18 protein-coding genes are annotated in these 20,524 nt (G+C 66.0%); 16 read left to right on the top strand and 2 right to left on the bottom strand.

Going from position 1 to position 20,524, the window contains the following annotated elements:
* The first annotated feature begins 5 nt into the window (after positions 1–5).
* The 16 genes from BUC15_RS05155 to BUC15_RS05080 all read left to right on the top strand — a co-directional run bounded on the left by BUC15_RS05155 (position 6) and on the right by BUC15_RS05080 (position 17,276).
* Positions 6–365 (top strand): NADH-quinone oxidoreductase subunit A, encoded by a 360-nt coding sequence (locus tag BUC15_RS05155; RefSeq protein WP_073186467.1) that lies wholly within the window; start codon positions 6–8, stop codon positions 363–365.
* A gap of 16 nt (positions 366–381) precedes the next feature.
* Positions 382–936 carry an NADH-quinone oxidoreductase subunit B gene (locus BUC15_RS05150; RefSeq protein WP_073186466.1) on the top strand — a complete coding sequence of 185 codons (555 nt, stop codon included), beginning with the start codon at positions 382–384 and terminating at the stop codon, positions 934–936.
* The gene (locus BUC15_RS05145) at positions 933–1,628 is read left to right on the top strand and encodes an NADH-quinone oxidoreductase subunit C (RefSeq protein ID WP_073186465.1); all 696 of its coding nucleotides are present in this window, start codon (positions 933–935) and stop codon (positions 1,626–1,628) included. The genes BUC15_RS05150 and BUC15_RS05145 overlap by 4 nt, the downstream gene beginning before the upstream one ends.
* Positions 1,628–2,977 carry an NADH-quinone oxidoreductase subunit D gene (locus BUC15_RS05140; protein WP_084189369.1) on the top strand — a complete coding sequence of 450 codons (1,350 nt, stop codon included), beginning with the start codon at positions 1,628–1,630 and terminating at the stop codon, positions 2,975–2,977. Before BUC15_RS05145 ends, BUC15_RS05140 begins: the two co-directional genes overlap by 1 nt.
* Complete coding sequence (gene nuoE / locus BUC15_RS05135) at positions 2,974–3,717, top strand: NADH-quinone oxidoreductase subunit NuoE (RefSeq protein WP_073186464.1); 744 nt, start codon at positions 2,974–2,976, stop codon at positions 3,715–3,717. Before BUC15_RS05140 ends, nuoE begins: the two co-directional genes overlap by 4 nt.
* Complete coding sequence (gene nuoF, locus BUC15_RS05130) at positions 3,714–5,027, top strand: NADH-quinone oxidoreductase subunit NuoF (RefSeq protein ID WP_073186463.1); 1,314 nt, start codon at positions 3,714–3,716, stop codon at positions 5,025–5,027. The genes nuoE and nuoF overlap by 4 nt, the downstream gene beginning before the upstream one ends.
* Entirely contained in the window at positions 5,024–7,423 is a 2,400-nt protein-coding gene (locus BUC15_RS05125; RefSeq protein WP_073186462.1) for an NADH-quinone oxidoreductase subunit G, read from the top strand. Before nuoF ends, BUC15_RS05125 begins: the two co-directional genes overlap by 4 nt.
* Before the next feature lie 3 nt (positions 7,424–7,426).
* On the top strand, positions 7,427–8,761 hold the full coding sequence (gene nuoH / locus BUC15_RS05120; RefSeq protein ID WP_073186461.1) for an NADH-quinone oxidoreductase subunit NuoH: 1,335 nt from the start codon (positions 7,427–7,429) through the stop codon (positions 8,759–8,761).
* The gene (nuoI, locus tag BUC15_RS05115; protein ID WP_073186460.1) at positions 8,761–9,315 is read left to right on the top strand and encodes an NADH-quinone oxidoreductase subunit NuoI; all 555 of its coding nucleotides are present in this window, start codon (positions 8,761–8,763) and stop codon (positions 9,313–9,315) included. The genes nuoH and nuoI overlap by 1 nt, the downstream gene beginning before the upstream one ends.
* Positions 9,312–10,133 (top strand): NADH-quinone oxidoreductase subunit J, encoded by an 822-nt coding sequence (locus BUC15_RS05110; RefSeq protein ID WP_073186459.1) that lies wholly within the window; start codon positions 9,312–9,314, stop codon positions 10,131–10,133. Before nuoI ends, BUC15_RS05110 begins: the two co-directional genes overlap by 4 nt.
* Entirely contained in the window at positions 10,130–10,429 is a 300-nt protein-coding gene (gene nuoK, locus BUC15_RS05105; protein WP_073186458.1) for an NADH-quinone oxidoreductase subunit NuoK, read from the top strand. The genes BUC15_RS05110 and nuoK overlap by 4 nt, the downstream gene beginning before the upstream one ends.
* A gap of 58 nt (positions 10,430–10,487) precedes the next feature.
* Positions 10,488–12,344 (top strand): NADH-quinone oxidoreductase subunit L, encoded by a 1,857-nt coding sequence (nuoL, locus tag BUC15_RS05100; protein ID WP_073186492.1) that lies wholly within the window; start codon positions 10,488–10,490, stop codon positions 12,342–12,344.
* Between the two features lie 13 nt (positions 12,345–12,357).
* Positions 12,358–13,869 (top strand): NADH-quinone oxidoreductase subunit M, encoded by a 1,512-nt coding sequence (locus tag BUC15_RS05095; RefSeq protein ID WP_073186457.1) that lies wholly within the window; start codon positions 12,358–12,360, stop codon positions 13,867–13,869.
* Entirely contained in the window at positions 13,869–15,452 is a 1,584-nt protein-coding gene (nuoN, locus tag BUC15_RS05090; RefSeq protein WP_073186456.1) for an NADH-quinone oxidoreductase subunit NuoN, read from the top strand. Before BUC15_RS05095 ends, nuoN begins: the two co-directional genes overlap by 1 nt.
* Positions 15,453–15,471: 19 nt before the next feature.
* The gene (locus BUC15_RS05085; protein ID WP_073186455.1) at positions 15,472–16,437 is read left to right on the top strand and encodes a polyprenyl synthetase family protein; all 966 of its coding nucleotides are present in this window, start codon (positions 15,472–15,474) and stop codon (positions 16,435–16,437) included.
* A gap of 74 nt (positions 16,438–16,511) precedes the next feature.
* The gene (locus BUC15_RS05080) at positions 16,512–17,276 is read left to right on the top strand and encodes an META domain-containing protein (protein ID WP_073186454.1); all 765 of its coding nucleotides are present in this window, start codon (positions 16,512–16,514) and stop codon (positions 17,274–17,276) included.
* Positions 17,277–17,288: 12 nt separating this feature from the next.
* On the opposite strand, the gene BUC15_RS05075 is transcribed toward BUC15_RS05080, so the two are convergent.
* Both BUC15_RS05075 and BUC15_RS05070 read right to left on the bottom strand, forming a co-directional pair.
* Positions 17,289–20,006 carry a winged helix-turn-helix domain-containing protein gene (locus BUC15_RS05075; RefSeq protein ID WP_139280093.1) on the bottom strand — a complete coding sequence of 906 codons (2,718 nt, stop codon included), beginning with the start codon at positions 20,004–20,006 and terminating at the stop codon, positions 17,289–17,291.
* Entirely contained in the window at positions 19,996–20,424 is a 429-nt protein-coding gene (locus tag BUC15_RS05070; RefSeq protein WP_073186452.1) for a hypothetical protein, read from the bottom strand. Before BUC15_RS05070 ends, BUC15_RS05075 begins: the two co-directional genes overlap by 11 nt.
* Positions 20,425–20,524: the final 100 nt, after the last annotated feature.

The following is a 20,524-nucleotide window of genomic DNA, read 5'->3' as shown; positions in this document are numbered from 1 at the left end:
AAAGGATGAATCCCTATATTCCCATCATCGGCATGGTGGTCCTTGCCAGTGTGTTTGTGCTGGCCTCCATGGGTTTGAGTCTCGTGGTCGGCCCGGCACGCTACAACCGGGCGAAGTACGACAGCTACGAGTGCGGCATCCAGCCGACCCCGCAACCGGTAGGCGGTGGCCGTTTCCCCGTCAAGTACTACATCACCGCGATGATGTTCATCGTTTTCGACATCGAGGTCGTGTTTCTGCTGCCGTGGGCGGTGGCCTACAACCAGTTGAGCACCTTCGCCGTCATCGCGATGATCGTGTTCGTCGTGTTGTTCTTCATCCCCTACTTCTACGTCCTGCGCCGCCGCGGCCTCGACTGGGAATGATCGGAAGGTAAATCAGATGGGTATCGAAGACAAGCTTCCCAGTGGCATCCTCCTGACCACTCTCGAGGGAGTGTTCGGCTGGTTGCGGCAGGCGTCCTTCTGGCCGGCGACGATGGGTCTGGCCTGCTGCGCCATCGAGATGATGGCCTTTGGCACGCCCCGCTACGACTCTGGTCGATGGGGTCAGGAGGTGTTCCGCGCCTCCCCTCGCCAGGCCGACCTGATGATCGTCTCCGGGCGTGTCTCGCAGAAGATGGCCCCGGTGATCCGCCAGGTTTACGATCAGATGCCGAATCCCAAGTGGGTCCTGTCCATGGGCGCCTGCGCGTCATCTGGAGGCATGTTCAACAACTACGCCATCGTCCAGGGTTGTGACCACTTCCTGCCGGTCGACATGTACGTTCCCGGTTGTCCGCCCAGGCCGGACATGCTGATCGAGGCGATGTTCAAGCTCCGCAAGATGGTGCAGAACCGCCCGATCGGCCCGAACGAGGCCGCCGCGATCGAAGAGGCCGAGCAGGCTGCGCTCGCCGCCCCCGCCAAGATCGAGATGAAGGGCCTCATGCGATGAGCGAGCAGACCCCGGAGCAGAACCTGCCGGCCACCGGCGACGAGGCCGTTTCCCGATCGGTGTTCGAGACCCGCAAGGGGATGTGGACGGCCGGTTCCAGCGACACCTCCGGCTACAACGGCCTGGTCCGTCACCTGTCGATGCCGGGCCAGACGGAACCGCCGTTCGGCCAGCCGTTCGACGCCATCCACAGCAGGGCGATCGAACTGATCCCATCCCTTGCCGACGCGCGATTCCTGTTCGACCGTGGCGAGTTGACGATCTACGTGCCGCGTGATCAGTTGCTCGAGGTGGCCAAGGTCTTCAGGGACGACGCGCACCTGCGGTTCGAGGTGTGCGTCTCCGTCAACGGGGTTCACTACCCCGAGGAGAGCGGGAGTGAACTGCACAGCGTCGCCCATCTGCTCAGCTACACGCACAACCGGCGCGTCCGACTCGAGGTGACGTGTCCCGAGGATGATCCGCACATTCCGTCGCTGGCCGCGATCTACCCGATGGTCGACTGGCACGAACGCGAGACGTGGGACATGTTCGGCATCGTCTTCGACGGGCATCCGTCACTCACCCGGATCCTGATGCCGGACGACTGGCAGGGACACCCGCAACGCAAGGACTACCCCCTCGGCGGTGTCGACGTCGAATACAAGGGTGCGAAGGTGCCCGCTCCCGACAACCGGAGGTCCTACTTCTGATGAGCACGCACGCAGCTACCGAAGACATCTTCGCCGGCACCGGGGATGAGAAGGTCGACCGCGTCTACCTGGCGCAGGGTGGCGACTGGGCGGACATCGCCGGTGAACAGGCAGAGCGTGGCGATGAGACCATCGTCGTCAACATGGGCCCGCAGCACCCGTCCACGCACGGTGTCCTCCGCCTGATCCTCGAGATGGACGGTGAGACGGTCAAGTCGATCCGCCCCGGGATCGGCTTCCTGCACACCGGTATCGAGAAGAACATGGAGTTCAAGACCTGGACCCAGGGCGTTACCTATGTCACGCGCATGGACTACGTCGCACCCATCTTCAACGAGGCCGTCTACTGCCTCGCGGTGGAGAAGCTGCTCGGCATCACCGATGACATCCCTGAGCGGGCCACGGTGATCCGGGTGCTGATGATGGAGCTCAACCGGCTCGCCTCGCACCTGGTCGCGATGGGCACCGGTGGCATGGAGATCGGGGCGCTCACGATGATGACGATCGCGTTCCGTGAACGCGAGATGATCCTCGACTTCTTCGAGGCCGTGTCCGGGCTACGCATGAACAACGCCTACATCCGGCCGGGCGGTGTGGCAAACGATCTGCCAGAGAATGGGCTCGAGCACCTCCGCACCGTGATCGACTGGTTGAAGAAGCACCTGCCCGAGTATGCCGGGTTCTGCAACGAGAACCCGATCTTCATCGGCAGGATGGCTGACATCGCAAAGATGGACCTGTCCGCCTGCATGATGCTCGGTGTGACCGGTCCGCCGCTGCGCTCCACCGGCTACGGCTGGGATCTACGGAAAACGCAGCCCTACTGCGGCTACGAGACCTACGATTTCGATGTCGTTACCTGGGCTTCGGATGACGCCTACGGCCGGTTCAGGATCCGACTCCAGGAGTGCTGGGAGTCCCTCAGAATCGTCGAGCAGTGTTACGAACGCCTCGCCAGGAGCCAGGGCGAGCCGGTCATGGTGGCCGATCCGAAGATCGCCTGGCCTGCGCAGCTCACCGTCGGCCCCGACGGCCAGGGCAACTCCAACGAGCACATCCGCCACATCATGGGGCAGTCCATGGAGGCGCTGATTCACCACTTCAAGATCGTTACCGAGGGTTTCAAGGTGCCGGTCGGCCAGGTGTACCAGGCCATCGAGTCTCCCAAGGGTGAGCTCGCCTGCCACGTCGTCTCCGATGGCGGCAACCGCCCTTACCGTGTGCATTTCCGTGATCCGGGCTTCAACCATCTGCAGTCTGTACCGGCGATGTGTGAGGGCGGCATGATGTCCGACGTCGTCGTCGCCGTCGCCAGCCTCGACCCAGTCCTTGGAGGTGTGGACCGATGAGCGGCCACTTTGCCAGCCACTTCCCCGACTCCGGTTCGGTCGACTACACCGACCAGTCGACCGACATCGACGAGTTGGGGCTCGAGGAGCTCCGCAGCCTCGCCGAACGCTACCCCCAGCCCCGCTCGGCCCTGCTGCCGATGTTGCACCTCGTCCAGTCGATCGACGGGCGGATCAGCCCCCGCGGCATCGAGGTCTGTGCGGAGATCCTGGGGATCACCACCGCGCAGGTCTCGGGGGTGGCCACGTTCTACACCATGTACAAGCGTCGCCCCGCGGGAAAGCAGCACGTCGGCATCTGCACCACCGCGCTCTGTGCGGTGATGGGTGGCGACATCCTGCTCGAACGGGCCAAGGAGTTCCTCGGCATCGACGAGAACCAGACGACCCCCGACGGCCAGATCTCGCTGGAGCGTCTCGAGTGCAACGCCGCATGTGACTTCGCGCCCGTCACGATGGTCAACTGGGAGTTCTTCGACAACATGACGCCGCAGAAGCTCGAGCACCTGCTGGGTGACCTGCGGGAAGACCGTGAGGTCGTCTCGCCACGCGGGGCTACCATCACGAGTTGGCGTGAGGCCGAGCGGGTGTTGGCCGGTTTCCCCGACGGTCGCGCCGACGAGGGGCCCTCCGCGGGCCATGCCTCGCTCCTCGGCCGCGAGATCGCCGCCGAGAATGACTGGACGGCGCCGTCCCCGGACGCCCCGCCGGCCGCGCCGAAGCAGGGAGAAACCAAATGACCGATCTCCTCACCCCCGTCCTCAGCGCCAACTGGGGCGCGGACAATTCCTGGAAGCTGGCTCGCTACGAGGCGACCGGCGGATACCGGGCCATGCGGAAGGCGCTCGCGATGGCGCCCACCGACGTCATCTCGCTGGTCAAGGACGCCAACCTGCGTGGGCGTGGCGGCGCTGGGTTCCCGACGGGCATGAAGTGGTCATTCGTCCCGCAGGACAACCCGAACCCCAAGTACCTCGTCGTGAATGCAGACGAATCGGAGCCTGGCACCTGCAAGGACATGCCGCTCCTGATGGCCAGCCCCCACACGCTCGTCGAGGGCATCATCATCTCGTCGTTCGCGATCAACTCACACACGGCGTTCATCTATTGCCGGGGCGAGGTGCTGCACGTGATCCGTCGCCTGCAGCAGGCGGTGCGGGAGGCTTACGCCGCAGGCTACCTCGGCAGGAACATCCTCGGCACCGGCTACGACCTCGACATCATCGTCCACGCCGGCGCCGGTGCCTACATCTGCGGTGAGGAGACGGCGCTGCTCGACTCCCTTGAGGGACGCCGCGGCCAACCCCGCCTCCGCCCGCCGTTCCCGGCCGTCGCCGGCCTCTACGCGTCGCCTACCGTGATCAACAACGTCGAGTCGATCGCCTCCGTGCCGTCGATCGTGGCGAACGGTGCCGCCTGGTTCCAGTCGATGGGCACCGAGAAGTCCAAGGGCTTCACGCTGTACTCCCTCTCGGGGCACGTGAAGCGCGCTGGCCAGTTCGAGGCGCCCATGGGCATTACGCTCAGGCAACTGATCGACCTCGCCGGCGGTATCCGTGACGGCCACGAGCTGAAGTTCTTCACCCCCGGCGGCTCATCCACCCCGATCCTCACGGCTGACGCCCTCGACCTGCCGCTCGACTACGAGGGGATGGCCGGGGCTGGCAGCATGTTGGGCACCAAGGCGCTCCAGGTCTTCGACGAGACGACCTCAATCGTGCGCACCACGCTCCGGTTCGTCGAGTTCTACAAGCATGAGAGTTGCGGCAAGTGCACCCCATGCCGTGAGGGCTCATGGTGGCTCGTGCAGATGTTGATGAAGTTCGAGGCCGGCACCGCGCAGGAAGGCGACGTCGACAAGATGCTCGACATCTGCGACAACATCGGTGGGCGTTCGTTCTGCGCGCTGGCCGACGGCGCCGTCGCCTGCCTGACCAGCGCCGTCAGGCATTTCCGTCCCGAGTTCGAGTTGGGCTACCACACGCCTGCCTGGGAGCTGTTCCCCTATGAGAAGAGCGCCCTGTTCACCGTGGAAGGAGACGCACGATGACCGTCGACGCCAAGACCTCCGCTGAGGTGACCCCGAAACCCGACATGGTCACGCTGACCATCGACGGCACGCAGGTCAGTGTCCCGAAGGGGACCCTGATCATCCGCGCCGCCGAGATGATCGGTACCGCCATCCCCAGGTTCTGCGACCATCCGCTGCTCGACCCAGTCGGCGCCTGCCGCCAGTGCATGGTCGAGATCCCCGATGCAGGCAACGGGCGCGGCTTCCCGAAGCCGCAGGCCTCCTGCACGATGCCGGTCGCAGAGGGCATGAAGGTCAACACCCAGGTCAGCAGCCCCGTCGCCAAGAAGGCACAGGAAGGCATGCTCGAGCTGCTGCTGATCAATCACCCGCTCGACTGCCCCATCTGCGACAAGGGCGGCGAATGCCCGCTGCAGAACCAGTCGCTCAGCCACGGCTACGGTGAGAGTCGCTACCTCGGTCGCAAGCGCACGTTCCCCAAGCCCGTCAACATCTCGGCGCAGATCCTGCTCGACCGTGAGCGCTGTGTGCTGTGTGCCCGCTGTACCCGGTTCTCGGAGCAGATCTCAGGTGACCCCTTCATCGCGCTCGTTGAGCGAGGAGCGCTACAGCAGATCGGCACCTACGAGCAGGACCCGTACGATTCCTACTTCTCCGGCAACGTCGTCCAGATCTGCCCCGTCGGCGCGCTGACCTCGGCCGCATACCGCTTCCAGTCCCGGCCGTTCGATCTCGTGTCGACGACCACCACCTGCGAACACTGTGCTGCCGGGTGTCAGTTGCGCACCGACCAGAGACACCACCAGGTCAAGCGACGCCTCGCGGGTAACCTCCCGGAAGTCAACGAGGAATGGAGCTGCGACAAGGGCCGATTCGGGTTCATGTACGGGCGGGGCGACGATCGGGTCACCCGTCCGCTGGTGCGTCGTGACGGCGTCCTGCAACCCGCGTCCTGGCCGGAAGCCATCGACGTGGTGGTCCACGGGCTCCGGGCGGCCGCCGGGGCCGTCGGGGTACAGACCGGTGGTCGGCTGACGGTTGAGAATGCCTACGGCTACTCGAAGTTCGCCCGCGTGGTGCTCGGCACCAACAACATCGATTTCCGCTCCCGCCCCGCCTCGCACGAGGAAGCCAGGTTCTTGGCCGCTAACGTAGCCGGTCGCACGGTCGCAGAATCCGTCAACTACGCCGACTTCGATTCGGCCTCGCATGTGGTGCTGGTCGGCTTCGAGCCGGAAGACGAATCCCCGATCGTCTTCCTGCGGCTCCGCAAGGCGGTACGGAAGAACCGCCTGCAGGTCACGACGCTTGCACCGTTCGCCTCGCGCGGAACCGCCAAGCTCAACGCGACGCTCGTCCCGGTCGCCCCGGGCGGCGAGGCCGCAGCACTCGCCGGCCTCGACGGACTTGATTCCGGCACGGTGGTCCTGCTGGGGGAGCGGGTCGCCACCCTGCCGGGCGTGCTCAGCACCGCGACGGCGCGAGCCGCTCAGACCGGCGCCAGGTTGGCGTGGATTCCCCGCCGCGCGGGCGAGGTCGGTGCGCTCGAAGCCGGTTGCCTCCCCGGCCTGCTACCCGGTGGGCGCCCGACCACCGATGTACGCGCACGCGTCGATGTCGCGGCCCATTGGGGCGTCCCGACCCTTCCGGGAACTCCCGGTCTCAGCGGGGATGAGCAGTTCGCGGCGCTGGCCAACGGCAGCCTCAAGGCGGTCCTGATCGCGGGAGTCGACCCCTACGACCTGGCCGACCCGACGACGGCCCTCGCGGGGCTCGACAACGCGGACTTCGTGCTCAGCATCGAGCAGCGGATGAGCGCCGTCACCGAACGCGCTGACGTGGTGCTGCCCGCGTCGCTCCTGGAGGAGCAGGCAGGTAACTTCCTGAACTGGGAGCACCGCGCCGGACGGGTCAACAACGTAAACCGGCAGCCGGTCACGCCGATGACCGACCTGCGCATCCTGGCCGCCCTCGCCGACGCCTTCGGCGCCGACCTCGGGTTCCGGGCCGCGAAGCAGGCGTTCGCCGATCTCAACGAACTCGGCCAGTGGGACGGCACCCGCCCCGCTGCCACGAGGGGCGGCACACACGTCAAGAGCGAAGGCATCGCGCTTGCGTCCTGGCGTGAGCTTCTCGACGCCTCACAGGGCAACGACTTCGAGTTGGCGCTCCGGGCCACGGCCCGCCCGGCGCTCGCCCGGCTCTCACCGGTGACGGCCGAGCGTCTCGCGCTCGGCGACATCGTGCGAGTGAGCGACGGAACGCGCGAGGTGCTGCTGCCCCTTGAGGCGACAGATGGCATGGTCGACGACGTCGTCTGGGTCCCGATGAATCCAAGCCGGACCGACCGCCTGTGGGCGGCACCCGGCACCCCGGTCACGGTCTCGGCCGTCTTCGCGGACGAAGGAGAGTAAGAGATGCCCAACTGGTTCTTCCACGACCCCTGGTGGCTCACCCTGATCAAGGTGGTGGCGCTGTTCGTCATCCTCCTGGTCTGGACCATCTTCAATGTCTGGTACGAGCGCCGCCTCGTCGGCAAGATGCAGCACCGTCTAGGCCCGATCATGAACGGCCCGTTCGGCCTCGGACAGGCGCTGGCAGACGGAGCGAAACTGCTGGCCAAGGAGGATTTCCGTCCGAAGCATGCCGACAAGTTCATCTTCTCGCTGGCACCGCTGTTGACGGCGGTGGCCGCGTTCACCTGCTGGACGGTGATTCCATTCGGCGGTGACGTCACGATGTTCGGGGTCGAGACCCGGCTCCAGGTCACCGACCTGCCGGTCGCGGCGGTGTTCATCCTGGCGACCGCTTCCATCGGCATCTACGGCATCGTGCTGGCCGGTTGGGCGGGCAACTCCACCTACTCGTTCCTCGGGTCGATCCGCTCGACCGCGCAGATGATCTCCTACGAGATCGCGATGGGTCTCGCCATGGTCGGTGTCTTCCTGATGGCGGGCACGATGTCGACGCACCAGATCGTCGAATCCCAGCGCGAGACCGTCAGTTTCGTCATCCCGATCATCAACCAGCAGATCAACTTCGGGCTGCCCGGCTGGTATGCCCTGCTGTTGTTCCCATCGTTCGTGATCTACGCGATCTCCATGGTCGGCGAGACGAACCGTGCACCGTTCGACCTGCCGGAGTGCGAATCCGAGCTCGTCTCCGGGTACCTCACCGAGTACAGCGGGTTCCGCTACGCGCTCTACTTCCTTGCCGAATACATCAACATGGCGACGGTTTCTGCGGTCTGCACGACCCTTTTCCTGGGCGGCTACCTCACCCCGTGGCCGCTGAACATGATCGAGTTCTTCAACAACCCGTGGTTCGGGCCACTCTGGTTCGTCCTGAAGGTGCAGTTGCTATTCTCCGGCTTCGTGTGGCTGCGCGGCACGCTGCCCCGGTTCCGCTATGACCAGTTCATGAACCTGGGCTGGAAGGTCCTGATCGAGCTTGGGCTGATCTGGATCGTGATCGTGGCACTCGTGGCCAACAGCCCCTGGCGCAACGCCACCATCGGGCTGGGTCTCCTGGTGATGTTGGTCCTCTACTGGATCTTCGGCGCGAACCGGCCGCAGTCGACCGAGCCGACGGTCGAACAGCCCGCGGCCGACGAGGTCTTCGACGCCTTCGCGGGAGGCTACCCGGTGCCCCCGATGCCCGGGCAGGTGCTGCCTGAGCTCGTGGGGGTCGTGGCCGGGGCCAGTGCGGATGAACCGGCCGTCGAGACGGTCGTGGAAGGGAAGGAATCCTGATGGGCTTCAAGGAACAGTGGGCCGGGTTCGGTATCACCTTCAACACGATCTTCCGCAAGACCTTCACCCAGGGGTATCCCCAGAAGGGTAAGGAGAAGGTCACGATGCCGCGCTTCCACGGCCGCCACCAGCTGAATCGCTGGCCGGACGGCCTTGAGAAGTGCGTCGGCTGTGAGCTGTGCGCATGGGCCTGCCCGGCGGATGCGATCTACGTGGAGGGCGCAGACAACACCGAAGAGAACCGCTATTCGCCCGGTGAGCGCTTCGGCCACGTCTACCAGATCAACTACCTGCGCTGCATCTTCTGCGGTATGTGCATCGAGGCTTGCCCGACCAGGGCGCTCACGATGACAAACGAGTTCAAGATCTCCAATACCACCCGCACGAAGATGATCTACGAGAAGCAGGATCTGCTTGCACCGCTGCTGCCTGGCATGGAGCAACCACCACACCCGCGCAGGCTCGGCGACGACGAGCAGACGTATTTCCTCGGGCTGCCTGACACGGGCACCCCAGACACCCGCACCGCCTCGAACTCAGGAGCGGCCAAATGATCCCCATGATCCCGCTGGTGACCGCAAGCTCGGTCGCCTTCTGGGTGTGCGGCCCGATCGCCGTGCTGTGCGCGCTCGGCCTGCTACTGGCCCGCAAACCCGTGCACGCCGCGATCAGCGTCGCAGGCGTGATGATCGCGATCGCCGTGCTGTACGCCGCGCAGGACGCACCCTTCCTGTTCGTGATCCAGATCGTGGTCTACACGGGCGCGATCCTGATGATGTTCCTCTTCGTGGTGATGCTCGTCGGGGTCGACTCGTCGGACTCTGTCGTTGAGACGCTCAAAGGTCACCGGATCGCATCGACCCTGGTGGCGATCGGGCTCGGCATCCTGCTGATCTCGGCCGTCGGCCAGTTCACCCTCGGTCGTGAGCCCGCAGGGCTCGCGGAAGCCAACGACGCCTACGGCGGCAACATCCAGTCGCTCGCGGCGTTGCTGTTCACGAAGTATGTGTTCCTGTTCGAGGCGACCGCCGCCCTGCTGATCACCGCAGCCGTCGGCGCGATGCTCCTAGCGCACGGCGAACGGTTGAAGAAGAAGGTGAGTCAGAGCGAGCAGCTCGAAGACCGGGTGCGGTCCTACGCCGAGGACGGCGTGTCACCGACGCCGCTTCCCAACTCGGGAGTCTTCGCCCGCAGCAATGCCATCTCGACGCCAGCGCTCCTGCCCGACGGGTCGGTCGCTGAGAAGTCCGTAAGCCGGACACTGACCATGCGCGGCGCGCTGGTCAACGTCGAGGAGCTTCGCTCCGCCACCAACGCGGCCTACGCGGTCCTCGAGGCGCGCGATGCCGAGATCGAAGGAGACGACGAATGAACCCCGAGGGCTTCCTGGTCCTTTCGGCGATCCTGTTCGTGATCGGGCTCGCAGGATTCCTGCTGCGCCGCAACGCGATCATCGCCTTTATGAGCATCGAGCTGATGCTCAACTCCACCAACCTGGCATTCGTCGGGTTCGCCCGGTTCCACGGCAACCTGGAGGGCGAACTCGCGGCGTTCTTCGTGATGGTCGTGGCTGCCGCAGAAGTGGTGGTCGGCCTGGCGGTAATCGTCGCCGTCTATCGTGCCCGCCGCTCGGCTTCGGTCGACGACGCCAACCTGATGAAGTTCTAAGGGGTTTAGAAGCGTGCAACTCCTCGAAACCGTTTCCGCATTCGCGAGCCCCGGCCTGATGGTCTGGTTGCTGATCGCGATTCCGCTGGCCTGTTCCGCCATCCTGCTCTTGGCGGGCAAGGCAACCGACGCCTGGGGGCACCTGCTGGCCACCGCCGCCGTCGCAGTCTCCTTCGTGCTCGGCGTCGTGCTGTTCGTCCAACTGCTCGGCTCCCCGGCCGAAGCACGCTCGATCAACACCGGCGTCTACGAATGGATCGCCACCGGCTCGTGGAAGGTCGAGTTCGGCTTCCAGGCCGACCAACTCTCGATCCTCTTCGTGCTGCTGATCACCGGCGTCGGTACCCTGATCCACATCTACTCGATCGGCTACATGGCCCACGATGACAGGCGGCGCCGGTTCTTCGCGTACCTGAACCTGTTCATCGCGGCCATGCTGATCCTGGTGCTGGCCGACAACTACCTCGTGCTGTTCCTCGGCTGGGAGGGCGTGGGCCTCGCCTCCTACCTCCTGATCAGCTTCTGGGCACACAAGCCCTCCGCTTCAAAGGCCGGCAACAAGGCGTTCATCGTCAACCGCGTCGGCGACCTCGGTCTGTCGATGGCGATCTTCACGATGTTCGCGCAGTTCGGCTCGGTCCGGTTCGAGGACGTCAATGCGGGTGCCGGGGAGCTGACCCCGCTGTGGGCGACCCTGATCGGCGTCTTCCTGCTCATCGGCGCCTGCGGCAAGTCGGCGCAGTTCCCCCTGCAGTCCTGGTTGCTGGACGCGATGGAGGGCCCGACCCCCGTGTCCGCCCTCATCCACGCCGCCACGATGGTCACGGCCGGCGTCTACCTCGTCGTCCGCTCGAACGCCATCTACGCCGTGGCACCGATCGCCCAGACCGCGGTCGTGGTCATCGGCACGATCACGCTCTTGTTCGGCGCCTGGATCGGTACCTCCAAGGACGACATCAAGAAGGTCCTCGCCGGTTCGACCATGTCGCAGATCGGTTACATGATGCTCGCGGCGGGCCTCGGCCCGATCGGCGCGTCGTTCGCGATCTTCCACCTGCTCACCCACGGCTTCTTCAAGGCCAACATGTTCCTTGGCGCCGGTTCGGTCATGCACGGCATGAACGACGACGTGGACATGCGCCACTACGGTGGCCTCGCGAAGGCGATGAAGGTGACCTTCCTGACCTTCGCGATGGGCTACCTGGCGATCATCGGGTTCCCGTTCACGGCCGGCTTCTTCTCGAAGGACCACATCATCGAGGCCGCGTTCGAGCACAGCACCCTGATCGGCGTGCTGGCCTTGGTAGGCGCAGGAATCACCGCGTTCTACATGACTCGCCTGATGATGATGACCTTCTTCGGGAGCCAGCGCTGGCAGAAGGGCGTGCACCCGCACGAGTCGCCTGCCGTGATGACGGTCCCGTTGATCCTACTGGCCATCGCCTCGATCATCGGCGGCCTAGTGATGAACAACTGGATCCAGGAGTGGCTTGAGCCGACGACCGGCCAGGTCGCGCACGAAGCATCGCTCTTGCACTTCACGACCATCGGGTGGATCACCCTGGCCGTGGTCGCGGTGGGTGTCGCCCTCGGCTGGATCCTGTACCGCGGGGAGACCGCAACTGTGCAACCCCCCACCCGTAACCCACTGGTCTACGCGGGTCGAAACGACCTGTTCGGCGATGCGGTCAACGAGTACGCGGTCATCCGGCCGACTCTGGCCACCGCAGAGGGCCTCGCCACCTTCGACCACGCCGTGGTCGACGGTGCCGCGCGGGGTTCCGCCACGGTCGCCTCCGGGCTCGGCCAGTGGCTACGCAAGGCTGAGAACGGCTACTCGCGCACCTACGGCCTGGTCCTCGCGGCCGGCCTGCTGGTGCTCGGGGTCGTCATGTGGCTCGGGCAGCTGGGCTAAGGAGAACTGAGATATGCCATTGCCACTTCTGACCATCCTCGCCTTGGTGCCGATCATCGGTGCCGTGGTGGTCTTCTTCCTCAAACCCCAGGTCGGACGACTCGTCGGTTACGGCCTCGCCTTGACCACCGCCGTCATCGGAGTGCTCGCCTTCGTGCTCAGCATCCAGGGCGCTGACGTCACTGAGCGGGTCAGCTGGATCCCCGCGCTCGGCGCGTACTACGCGCTCGGGCTCGACGGAATCAGCGCCACCCTGGTCCTGATGACCGTGATCCTCGTACCCGTGGTGCTGCTCGCCGAGTGGCACGTCGGGGAGGATGCGACCGCGCGGTGGGGGAGCAACGTCTTCTTCGCGCTCGCGCTGCTCCTGCAGGGCTTCGCTCTTCTGGTCTTCATGGCCGATGACCTGCTGTTGTTCTACCTCGCGTTCGAGGCCACGCTGATCCCGACATACTTCCTGATCGCCGGCTACGGCGGCCCGGCCCGTCGGCAGGCGGCTGTGAAGTTCCTGATCTATTCGTTGGTCGGCGGGCTCGTCATGCTGGTCGCCGTCGCGGGCCTGTATGCGGTGTCGGCGTCTGCGGGGGAGCCGAGCTTCCTGCTCGGTGACCTGATGGAACTCGACCTGGACAATTCGCTCGGGCGTTGGCTCTTCGCCGGGTTCTTCTTCGCCTTCGCGGTGAAGGCCCCGATGGCTGGGCTCCACACCTGGCTGCCGGACTCGGCTGAGCAGGCCACCCCCGGAACGTCCACTCTCCTGGTGGGCATCCTCGACAAGATCGGCACCTTCGGCATGATCAAGGTGTGCCTGTGGGTGTTCCCGGAGGCTTCGCGATGGGCGACCCCCGTGATCCTGATCTGGGCGATCGTCTCGGTCATCTACGGTGCCCTGCTCGCCATCCAATCCAAGGACCTGCTGCGGCTCGTGTCCTACACCTCGATCAGCCACTTCGGTTTCATGGTGTTTGGAATCTTCGCCCTGACGACGCAGTCGCTGAGCGGTTCGATCTTCTACATGCTGAACCACGGACTGTCCACCGCAGCAATGTTCCTGGTGGTCGGATTCATGATTCGACGCCGCGGGTCGGCCGACATCGACGCGTTCGGCGGCGTCCAGAAGGTCGCGCCGGTGCTTGCCGGTGTCCTGCTGTTCTCCGGACTCTCGGCGCTCGCGCTTCCCGGCATGGGCAGCTTCGTTTCCGAGTTCCTGGTGATGGCCGGTTCGTGGCAGCGCTACCCGATCCACACGGCGGTGATCACGCTCGGGACCGTGCTGGCGGCCGTCTACGTGCTCCGGATGTATCTCCGCACAATGACCGGTCCCGTCACCGACCAGGTCGAAACCCACGTCACGACAGACCTCTCGCTCCGCGAGAAGGCGGTCGTCGCCCCGTTGATCGCTCTCCTGTTGCTGTTCGGCTTCTTCCCCAAGCCGCTGCTCTCCGTGGCCGATGAATCGGCGCGCGGCACGATGGTGAGCGTCGGCGTGACCGATCCCGCCCCGCAGGTCGAGGAAGGCAACTGATGATCAACCTGTTGGAGACCCTCCCTGATATTCCGGCGGTCGAGCTCGAGTGGATGGCGCTGTCGCCGCTGCTGGTCCTGCTCGGCGTCGGGTGCCTCGCGATCGTGCTCGAGGCCGTCGTGCCGAGGTCGTATCGCTACCTGGCCCAGACCGCCCTTTCGGTGCTCGCGATCGTCGCTGCTCTGACGCTGACGGTCACGAACTGGGCAACCATGCCCCCAAGCATCGTCGCCGAGGGCCTGGTCGCCGTCGACGGCCCGACCAACGTGTTCTGGTCGCTGCTGCTGGTGGTCGGCCTCGGCGCGGTGGCTCTGTTCGCCGAGCGTGGCTTCGACGGCCGCTCGGCGTTCGCATCGGCCGCCTCGACCGTGCCCGGGTCGCCGCTGGAGCGGGAGGCGGACCGGCTGCGCCGGGAACACACCGAGATCTTCCCGCTGCTGTTGTTCTCGCTGTTCGGCATGATGCTGTTCGCATCCGCGAACAACCTGCTCGTGCTGTTCGTGGCCGTGGAGATCTTTTCGCTGCCGCTCTACCTGCTCACCGGCATGGCACGTCGTCGCCGACTCCTCAGCCAGGAGGCAGCGCTGAAGTACTTCCTGCTCGGTTCGCTGGCGTCTGCGATCATGCTCTACGGCATCGCGCTGCTGTACGGCTACTCCGGTGGCCTGCAGTTGGCAGACATCGACGCCGCGATCACCGCAGGCACCGCGAGCCAGGGCCTGCTCCTCGCCGGGTTGCTCCTCACCTCGGTCGGGTTGCTGTTCAAGATCGGCGCGGTACCGTTCCACGCCTGGACCCCCGACGTCTACATGGGAGCCCCCACGCCGGTCACGGCGTTCATGGCTGTGGCCACCAAGACCGCCGCGGTCGCAGGGCTGCTCCGGGTGTTCTATGTCGGTCTCGGTGGGGCGCAGTGGGACTGGCAGTTGCTGTTCTCGGTAGTCGCCGTAGCGACCATGGTGCTCGGCTCGACCGTCGCCCTCGCGCAGACCGATATGAAGCGGCTGCTGGCGTACTCGTCGATCGCGCACGCCGGCTTCATCCTGGTTGGCGTCGTCGGAGCGGTGGGTGGCGGCGAGGGCGTGGCCGTCTCGTCGGTCAGCTCAATCGCCTTCTACCTCCTGACCTACGGCCTAGCGACCCTCGGCGCCTTCGCGATCGTCACCATGGTGCGTCGCTCCGGCGGCGAGGCGAACGCGCTCGACGCGTGGAAGGGGTTGGGGAAGCGGAACCCGCTGCTGGCGGTCCTCATGACGCTGTTCATGCTCAGCTTCGCCGGCATCCCGCCGACGGCCGGTTTCATCGGGAAGCTGACGGTGTTCTCCGCGGCCTGGGTGGGCGGCTACGGCTGGCTCGTCCTGGTGGCCCTTCTGACCTCGGCCGTTGCCGCGTTCTTCTACCTGAAGGTCGTCGTGGCCATGTGGTTCCAAGACGCGGACGAGGACACCGTCGGAGACGTCGAGTCGCCCTCGCTGTGGACGTGGGTTGTGCTCCTGGTCACCGCGGTCGCTACTCTTGTCCTCGGCCTCGTGCCGGGCAGCCTGCTGAGCCTGTTCGCCGACGCGGCCCAGTTCATCCGCTGACCGATCAGGAGAGTGCGCAGTGGCGGAGTCCCCGCTTGAGGATCAGTTGACCGGGCTCCTCGAAACGTTCGAGGAGCGCCTGGTCGACGTCGCCGTCGCGAACTCACCCTTCGTGACAGAGGCCGCCCGCCACATCATCTCGGCGGGCGGAAAGCGGTTCCGGCCGCTGCTCGTGTTCCTGGCCTCGCGGTTCGGCGGCCACGTCGAGCGCGACGATCTGATGCGGGCCGCGATGGTGATGGAGCTCACCCACGTCGCCAGCCTGTACCACGACGACGTCATGGACGTCGCAGACCTCCGGCGTGGCGCGCCGTCAGCCAACCGGCTGTGGGGTAACTCGGTGGCGATCCTGGTCGGCGACTTCCTGTTCGCCCGAGCCTCCACGACCGTGGCGGAACTCGGCGTCGAATACGTACATCTGCAGGCCGAGACCTTCGCACGCCTGGTTCAGGGGCAGATCGCAGAAACCAAGGGCCCCGGTGAACACGACGATCCGCTGCGGCATTACCTCGATGTGATAGCGGACAAGACCGGGTCGCTGATCGCGGCCTCCGCCCGATTTGGTGGCATGGTTTCTGGGGCGTCGCCGGAGGTGTTGGACGCCCTGACCGCCTTTGGTGAGGAGGTCGGGCTAGTGTTCCAACTCTCGGATGACCTGATCGACATCACCTCCGAAAGCACTGGCAAGACCCCGGGGACCGACCTGCGTGAAGGGGTCCCCACGTTGCCGGTGCTGATGCTTCGTGCCGACGCAGACCCAGCCGATGCCGACCTGCTCGCCCTGATCGGGGGAGACCTGAGTTCGGACGAGTCGCTTGCGAGCGCGCTTTCCGCGCTTCGGGCCCATCCTGTCATGGGGCGGGCGTTGGAGGAGGTCAAGCGCCGCGCCGAACTGGCCCGTGCCCATCTGGCACCCCTGCCGGCAGGGGACGCCAAGGAAGCGCTGCTGAAGGTGTGTACCGACCTGGTGGAGCGCACCATCTGACTGTTACCCCTCGCGGGGGATGCGTCCATCATGGAAAGGCACGATGATGTGTCGCAGATTGGAAGGTAGAAGTGATGCGCATTTCAAAACCACTGGCCGCGCTGTCGGCCGTCCTGCTGCTAGGTGGCTGCGCCGGGAGCGCCACGCCCTCCGCGCAGTCCGACCCCGCGGATCTCGTTGGGGTGACCTGGCTGCTCACCGAGGTCGGGGGCGCTGAACCCGTCGAAGGTGCACCCGTCTCGGTCCGCTTCGGCGAGGACGGGACGGTCAGCGGGTCCGGCGGGTGCAACCGGTTCAGCGGCACCTACGACGCGGAGCCCGGATCGCTCAGCATCGCTGAGGACATCGCTTCGAACATGATGGCCTGCCAGGACGACGTGATGGCTGTCGAGGCGGCGTTGCTGAAGGCGTTGCCCGAGGCGACCGGCTTCGAGGTTGGGGATGGTTCGCTGACCCTAACGGGGACGGAGCCGCTGGCGACCTTCAAGGCGCAGTCGCAGGACCTGGCCGACACTTCGTGGAAGGTGACCGGCTACCTCGTCGGTGATGGGATCGTCAGCCCCGAAGCCGACGCCGAGCTCGCGTTTGCCGCGGATGGGAGCATCTCCGGAACCGGTGGCTGCAACCGACTCATCGGCAAGTTCACCGCGGGCGACGACGGCACCATCGGGTTCGACTCCGTCGGCAGCACCCAGATGGCCTGTGAAGAGGCCGCGATGGTGCAGGAAGCGGCCTTCATCGCCGCGCTCGAGAGCACCAGCAACTACCTGGTGGAGGGCGACACGTTGCAGCTCACGGCAGCTGACGGTGCTACCACGGTTACCTTGACCAAGGCCTGAGGATTCCGACCCTCAGTCGAGGCCGTCCAACAGCCCGGATGCCCGGGCTGTTCGGACGGCGTCGCGCCTGGTGTTGACCGACAACTTCCGGTAAATCGACTTCAGGTGCTGTTTGACCGTGTTCTCGGAAACGTTGAGGGAACACGCGATCTCCGCGTTCGACGCCATGGTCTGGAGGTACAGCAGGACCGCGCACTCACGATCCGTCAACGCAGCCGGTCTGGGCCCCGGGACCCGTGCCGAGCGACCGGTGGACAGCGACCACTCGGCCAGTTCGCGATTCGTTCCCCGCACCTCGAGATGACGCCGAAGGGAGGAAGCCAACTGGTTTCCGGGGCGGAGGAAGGGCAGCCGCACACCGTCCTGCGCGGCTACTGCGAGGGCTTTCGCCGTAGCTTCCGCGGCCCTCGTGTCGTGGCGTTGGTGATCTTCGGCGGCGGCCACAGCCAGCCAGGCTTCGACCGTCGGCACCCCGTGGCCATTCAGGAGGGGCGCGACGGTGGCTCGGACCTGCTCGCCGCAACCGACCGCGAGTTGCACCCTGGCGCGCGCGTTGACGACCGGTGGGGCCTCCCCGATGAGCGTGTCTTCTCCGTGGGGGCTGAGGAATGGGACGCAACGGCCCGCTTCATCGCGGGCCAACCAGAGATCCACCTGGGCGGCCACCAATGACGGACGCAGGGCCGGAAGGCCGGGATGTGCGGCGAGGGCGTCCGTGGCCTGACCGAGGGCTCGTTCGGCGCCGTCCAACTCCCCGGTGCGCAGCAGCCGACGCCCGGTGGAGATGCCCAGCGCGATGTCGACGAATGGGTGCAGACGGTCGCCCGCCACGCTTCGGCACCTTCCCTGGGACCGCCTGCTCTGTTCCAATGATGCAGATTCGAGCTCAGCTTCGGAGCGCGCCAGCCACGCCCACTGCAGGTGATGGCGGACAGCCGCTCCCGGCGCCTCAGGGACGCCAAGGGCCTTGTCCGCGGCCGATGCGGCAAGGGCGATCCTGCCTTCGTGTGAGAGCGCCACGGCCATCGCGCCGGACGCGCTCAACGCGTGGGACTTGGAAGTGGTGGAGTACCCCGGGCGTCTCAACGCGACGTCGAGCACCTCGGCAGCCGCACGCGGCGGCCCCGCCCAGAGTTCCCCGAGCCCCTGCGAAATCAGGGCGGCCGTCTGCAGCAGTTCCCAGGTCGGGAAGTCGGTGTCTCCGACCGTGCCAAGGCGCTCCCGGGCCGCAACGGCATGGCCCAACAGCGCGGGACCGTCACAATCGCTGAACGACCGTCGCGCCCGAAGCAGTTCCAGCACACCCCCGCTCACCGCCTGCCGCGGCTCCGGCAACTTCGCGACGGCGGCCTCGGCCAACTCGATGGCCGCGGTGGGCTGCACAGTGGCTCTCCCGAAAGAGGCGGACAAGGCTTGGGCGACGATGAGCTCAGGCGATCCTGTCGCCGCGACGGGCAGCGTAGCCAGGAGGTCCGCGAAATGATCCCGATCGGAGCTGAGGACGGTCTTCACCCCGGTTCGGAGCGCGACCGCCCCGATCAGATCAGCATCCGCCGAGGCGATCGCGTGCTCCAGCGCCTGAATGGGGCTCCCGTTCGCCTCGAACCATTGCGCGGCACCTCGATGGGCCTGGGAGGCGGTGTCGGGGCTGGTGGTGTGCAGCCGTGCCCGCAGGACCCGCGTGAGCAGCGGATGGGTGTGGAACCACCCGGAATCGGTGACCTCGTGGGCCAGGAGTTGCGCCTGCGCGAGTGCCTCAAGCATCAGGTCCGCATCCGGTTTTCCGCTGATGGCGCTGGCCAGGGGGGCGCAGAGCCGTTCAGAGACGCTGGTGCGGAGCAGGAACTCGCCGAAGTCAGGGGGAAGAAGCTCCAGCACCTCGTCCCACAGGTACTGCGAAATGTTGAAGCCCAGGCCTCCGAACGTGTCGATCACCTGATCAGGGTCGCCGGAGATCTCCAGCGTCAGGCAGGCCAGGCGGAGGGCAGCGGCCCACCCCCCGGTGGACCGGGTCAACTCGGAGAGCGCGTCGCGGCCAAGGCTGACCCCTCCGCTTCGAAGGAGCTGGTCCGCCTCCTGCTCGTCGAATGCCAGGTGGGATGAGCGGACATCGCTGATCTTCTCGGCCAGCTGCAACCTCTGCAGGGGAAATGGTGGTTCGTGGCGCGTCAGCAGGACCAGTTGGAGGCCCACCGGTGGCCAGTTGACCAGGTCCTCCAGCCAGTCGAGGGCGCTTCCCCCGTCGATCCTGTGCAGGTCGTCGATGATGATCCGCAACCGGCCACCGTTCAAGGCGACCACCCGTTGCAGGAAATCAACCTCCGGCTCGGCTGGTGGCGCGACCGATGCCATGGCATCGGGAGCGGCCACGGTGAGCGCCGACACCAGCGAAACCCAGAACCGCTCGGTGGTGGCATCGGAGCGGTCGAGGCACAGCCAGGCGGTGCGAGCGCGTCGCGTGGCACGGTCCCAGTCGGCGACGGCCAACGTCTTTCCGGTGCCTGCGGGGCCCGTCACGAGGATGGTCGGACGACCGGCGGCCTGCTGCAGCAGCGCCGTCACCCGCGGACGCGGAACGAACCTCTCCGCGACGTTGGGGGCACGGAAGCGCATCTCATTGAACGAACGCGGCGCCCGGTACCCATCCACCTGCCGTCCCCCTCTCGCGGCGTTGCGCTCATCGTAGCGCGGGTGCGTAGGTGGGTCCGAGGCTGCTCCCTCAGCAGGCATCTACCCGGATCTCGCGCAGATCCAGCGCCAGGGATTCGAGGTGCTCAAGCACCTCCACAAGGCCCGCTTCCCCCGGGACCTGCATGATGAGCGTCGTCGACGGCGGTGATTCGAAAACCTCGATCTCCTCCGACAACCCGGCGACGGCGTCGGCGGCATATCCCTCGACCTCGATCTTGACCTCGAGGTGCGCGTCGGAGGGCTCCGTCAGGGGGCAGGCGAGGCGCTGAAGAGACCTGAGCCGGATCCCGGCGCGGCGGAGCCTGCCCAGCATCCCCCAAAGTTCGGCAGTGTCGCGGCAGGTGCCCGTGATGGCCGTGCCGCCGGGGACGGGCTTCCGGCGCAGCGAACCGAGATCGACCTGCACCTGTGGGTCCAGTTCGCCCTCGGTGAGGATGCGCACTTCGATGCCGGCCATTGCTGTCCTTCCCAGCCGCGCCGCCGGGGCGACCGCTTCCATTGTGCCTGCTCACGTGTCCCGTAGGAACTACCCATGACGGGTGATGCCCGTACCGGGC

This window comes from Tessaracoccus bendigoensis DSM 12906, from assembly GCF_900141915.1.
GTDB lineage: Bacteria > Actinomycetota > Actinomycetes > Propionibacteriales > Propionibacteriaceae > Arachnia > Arachnia bendigoensis.
Note: the sequence above shows the minus strand (reverse complement) of the source record. Positions and strands in the feature narration are given on the sequence as shown.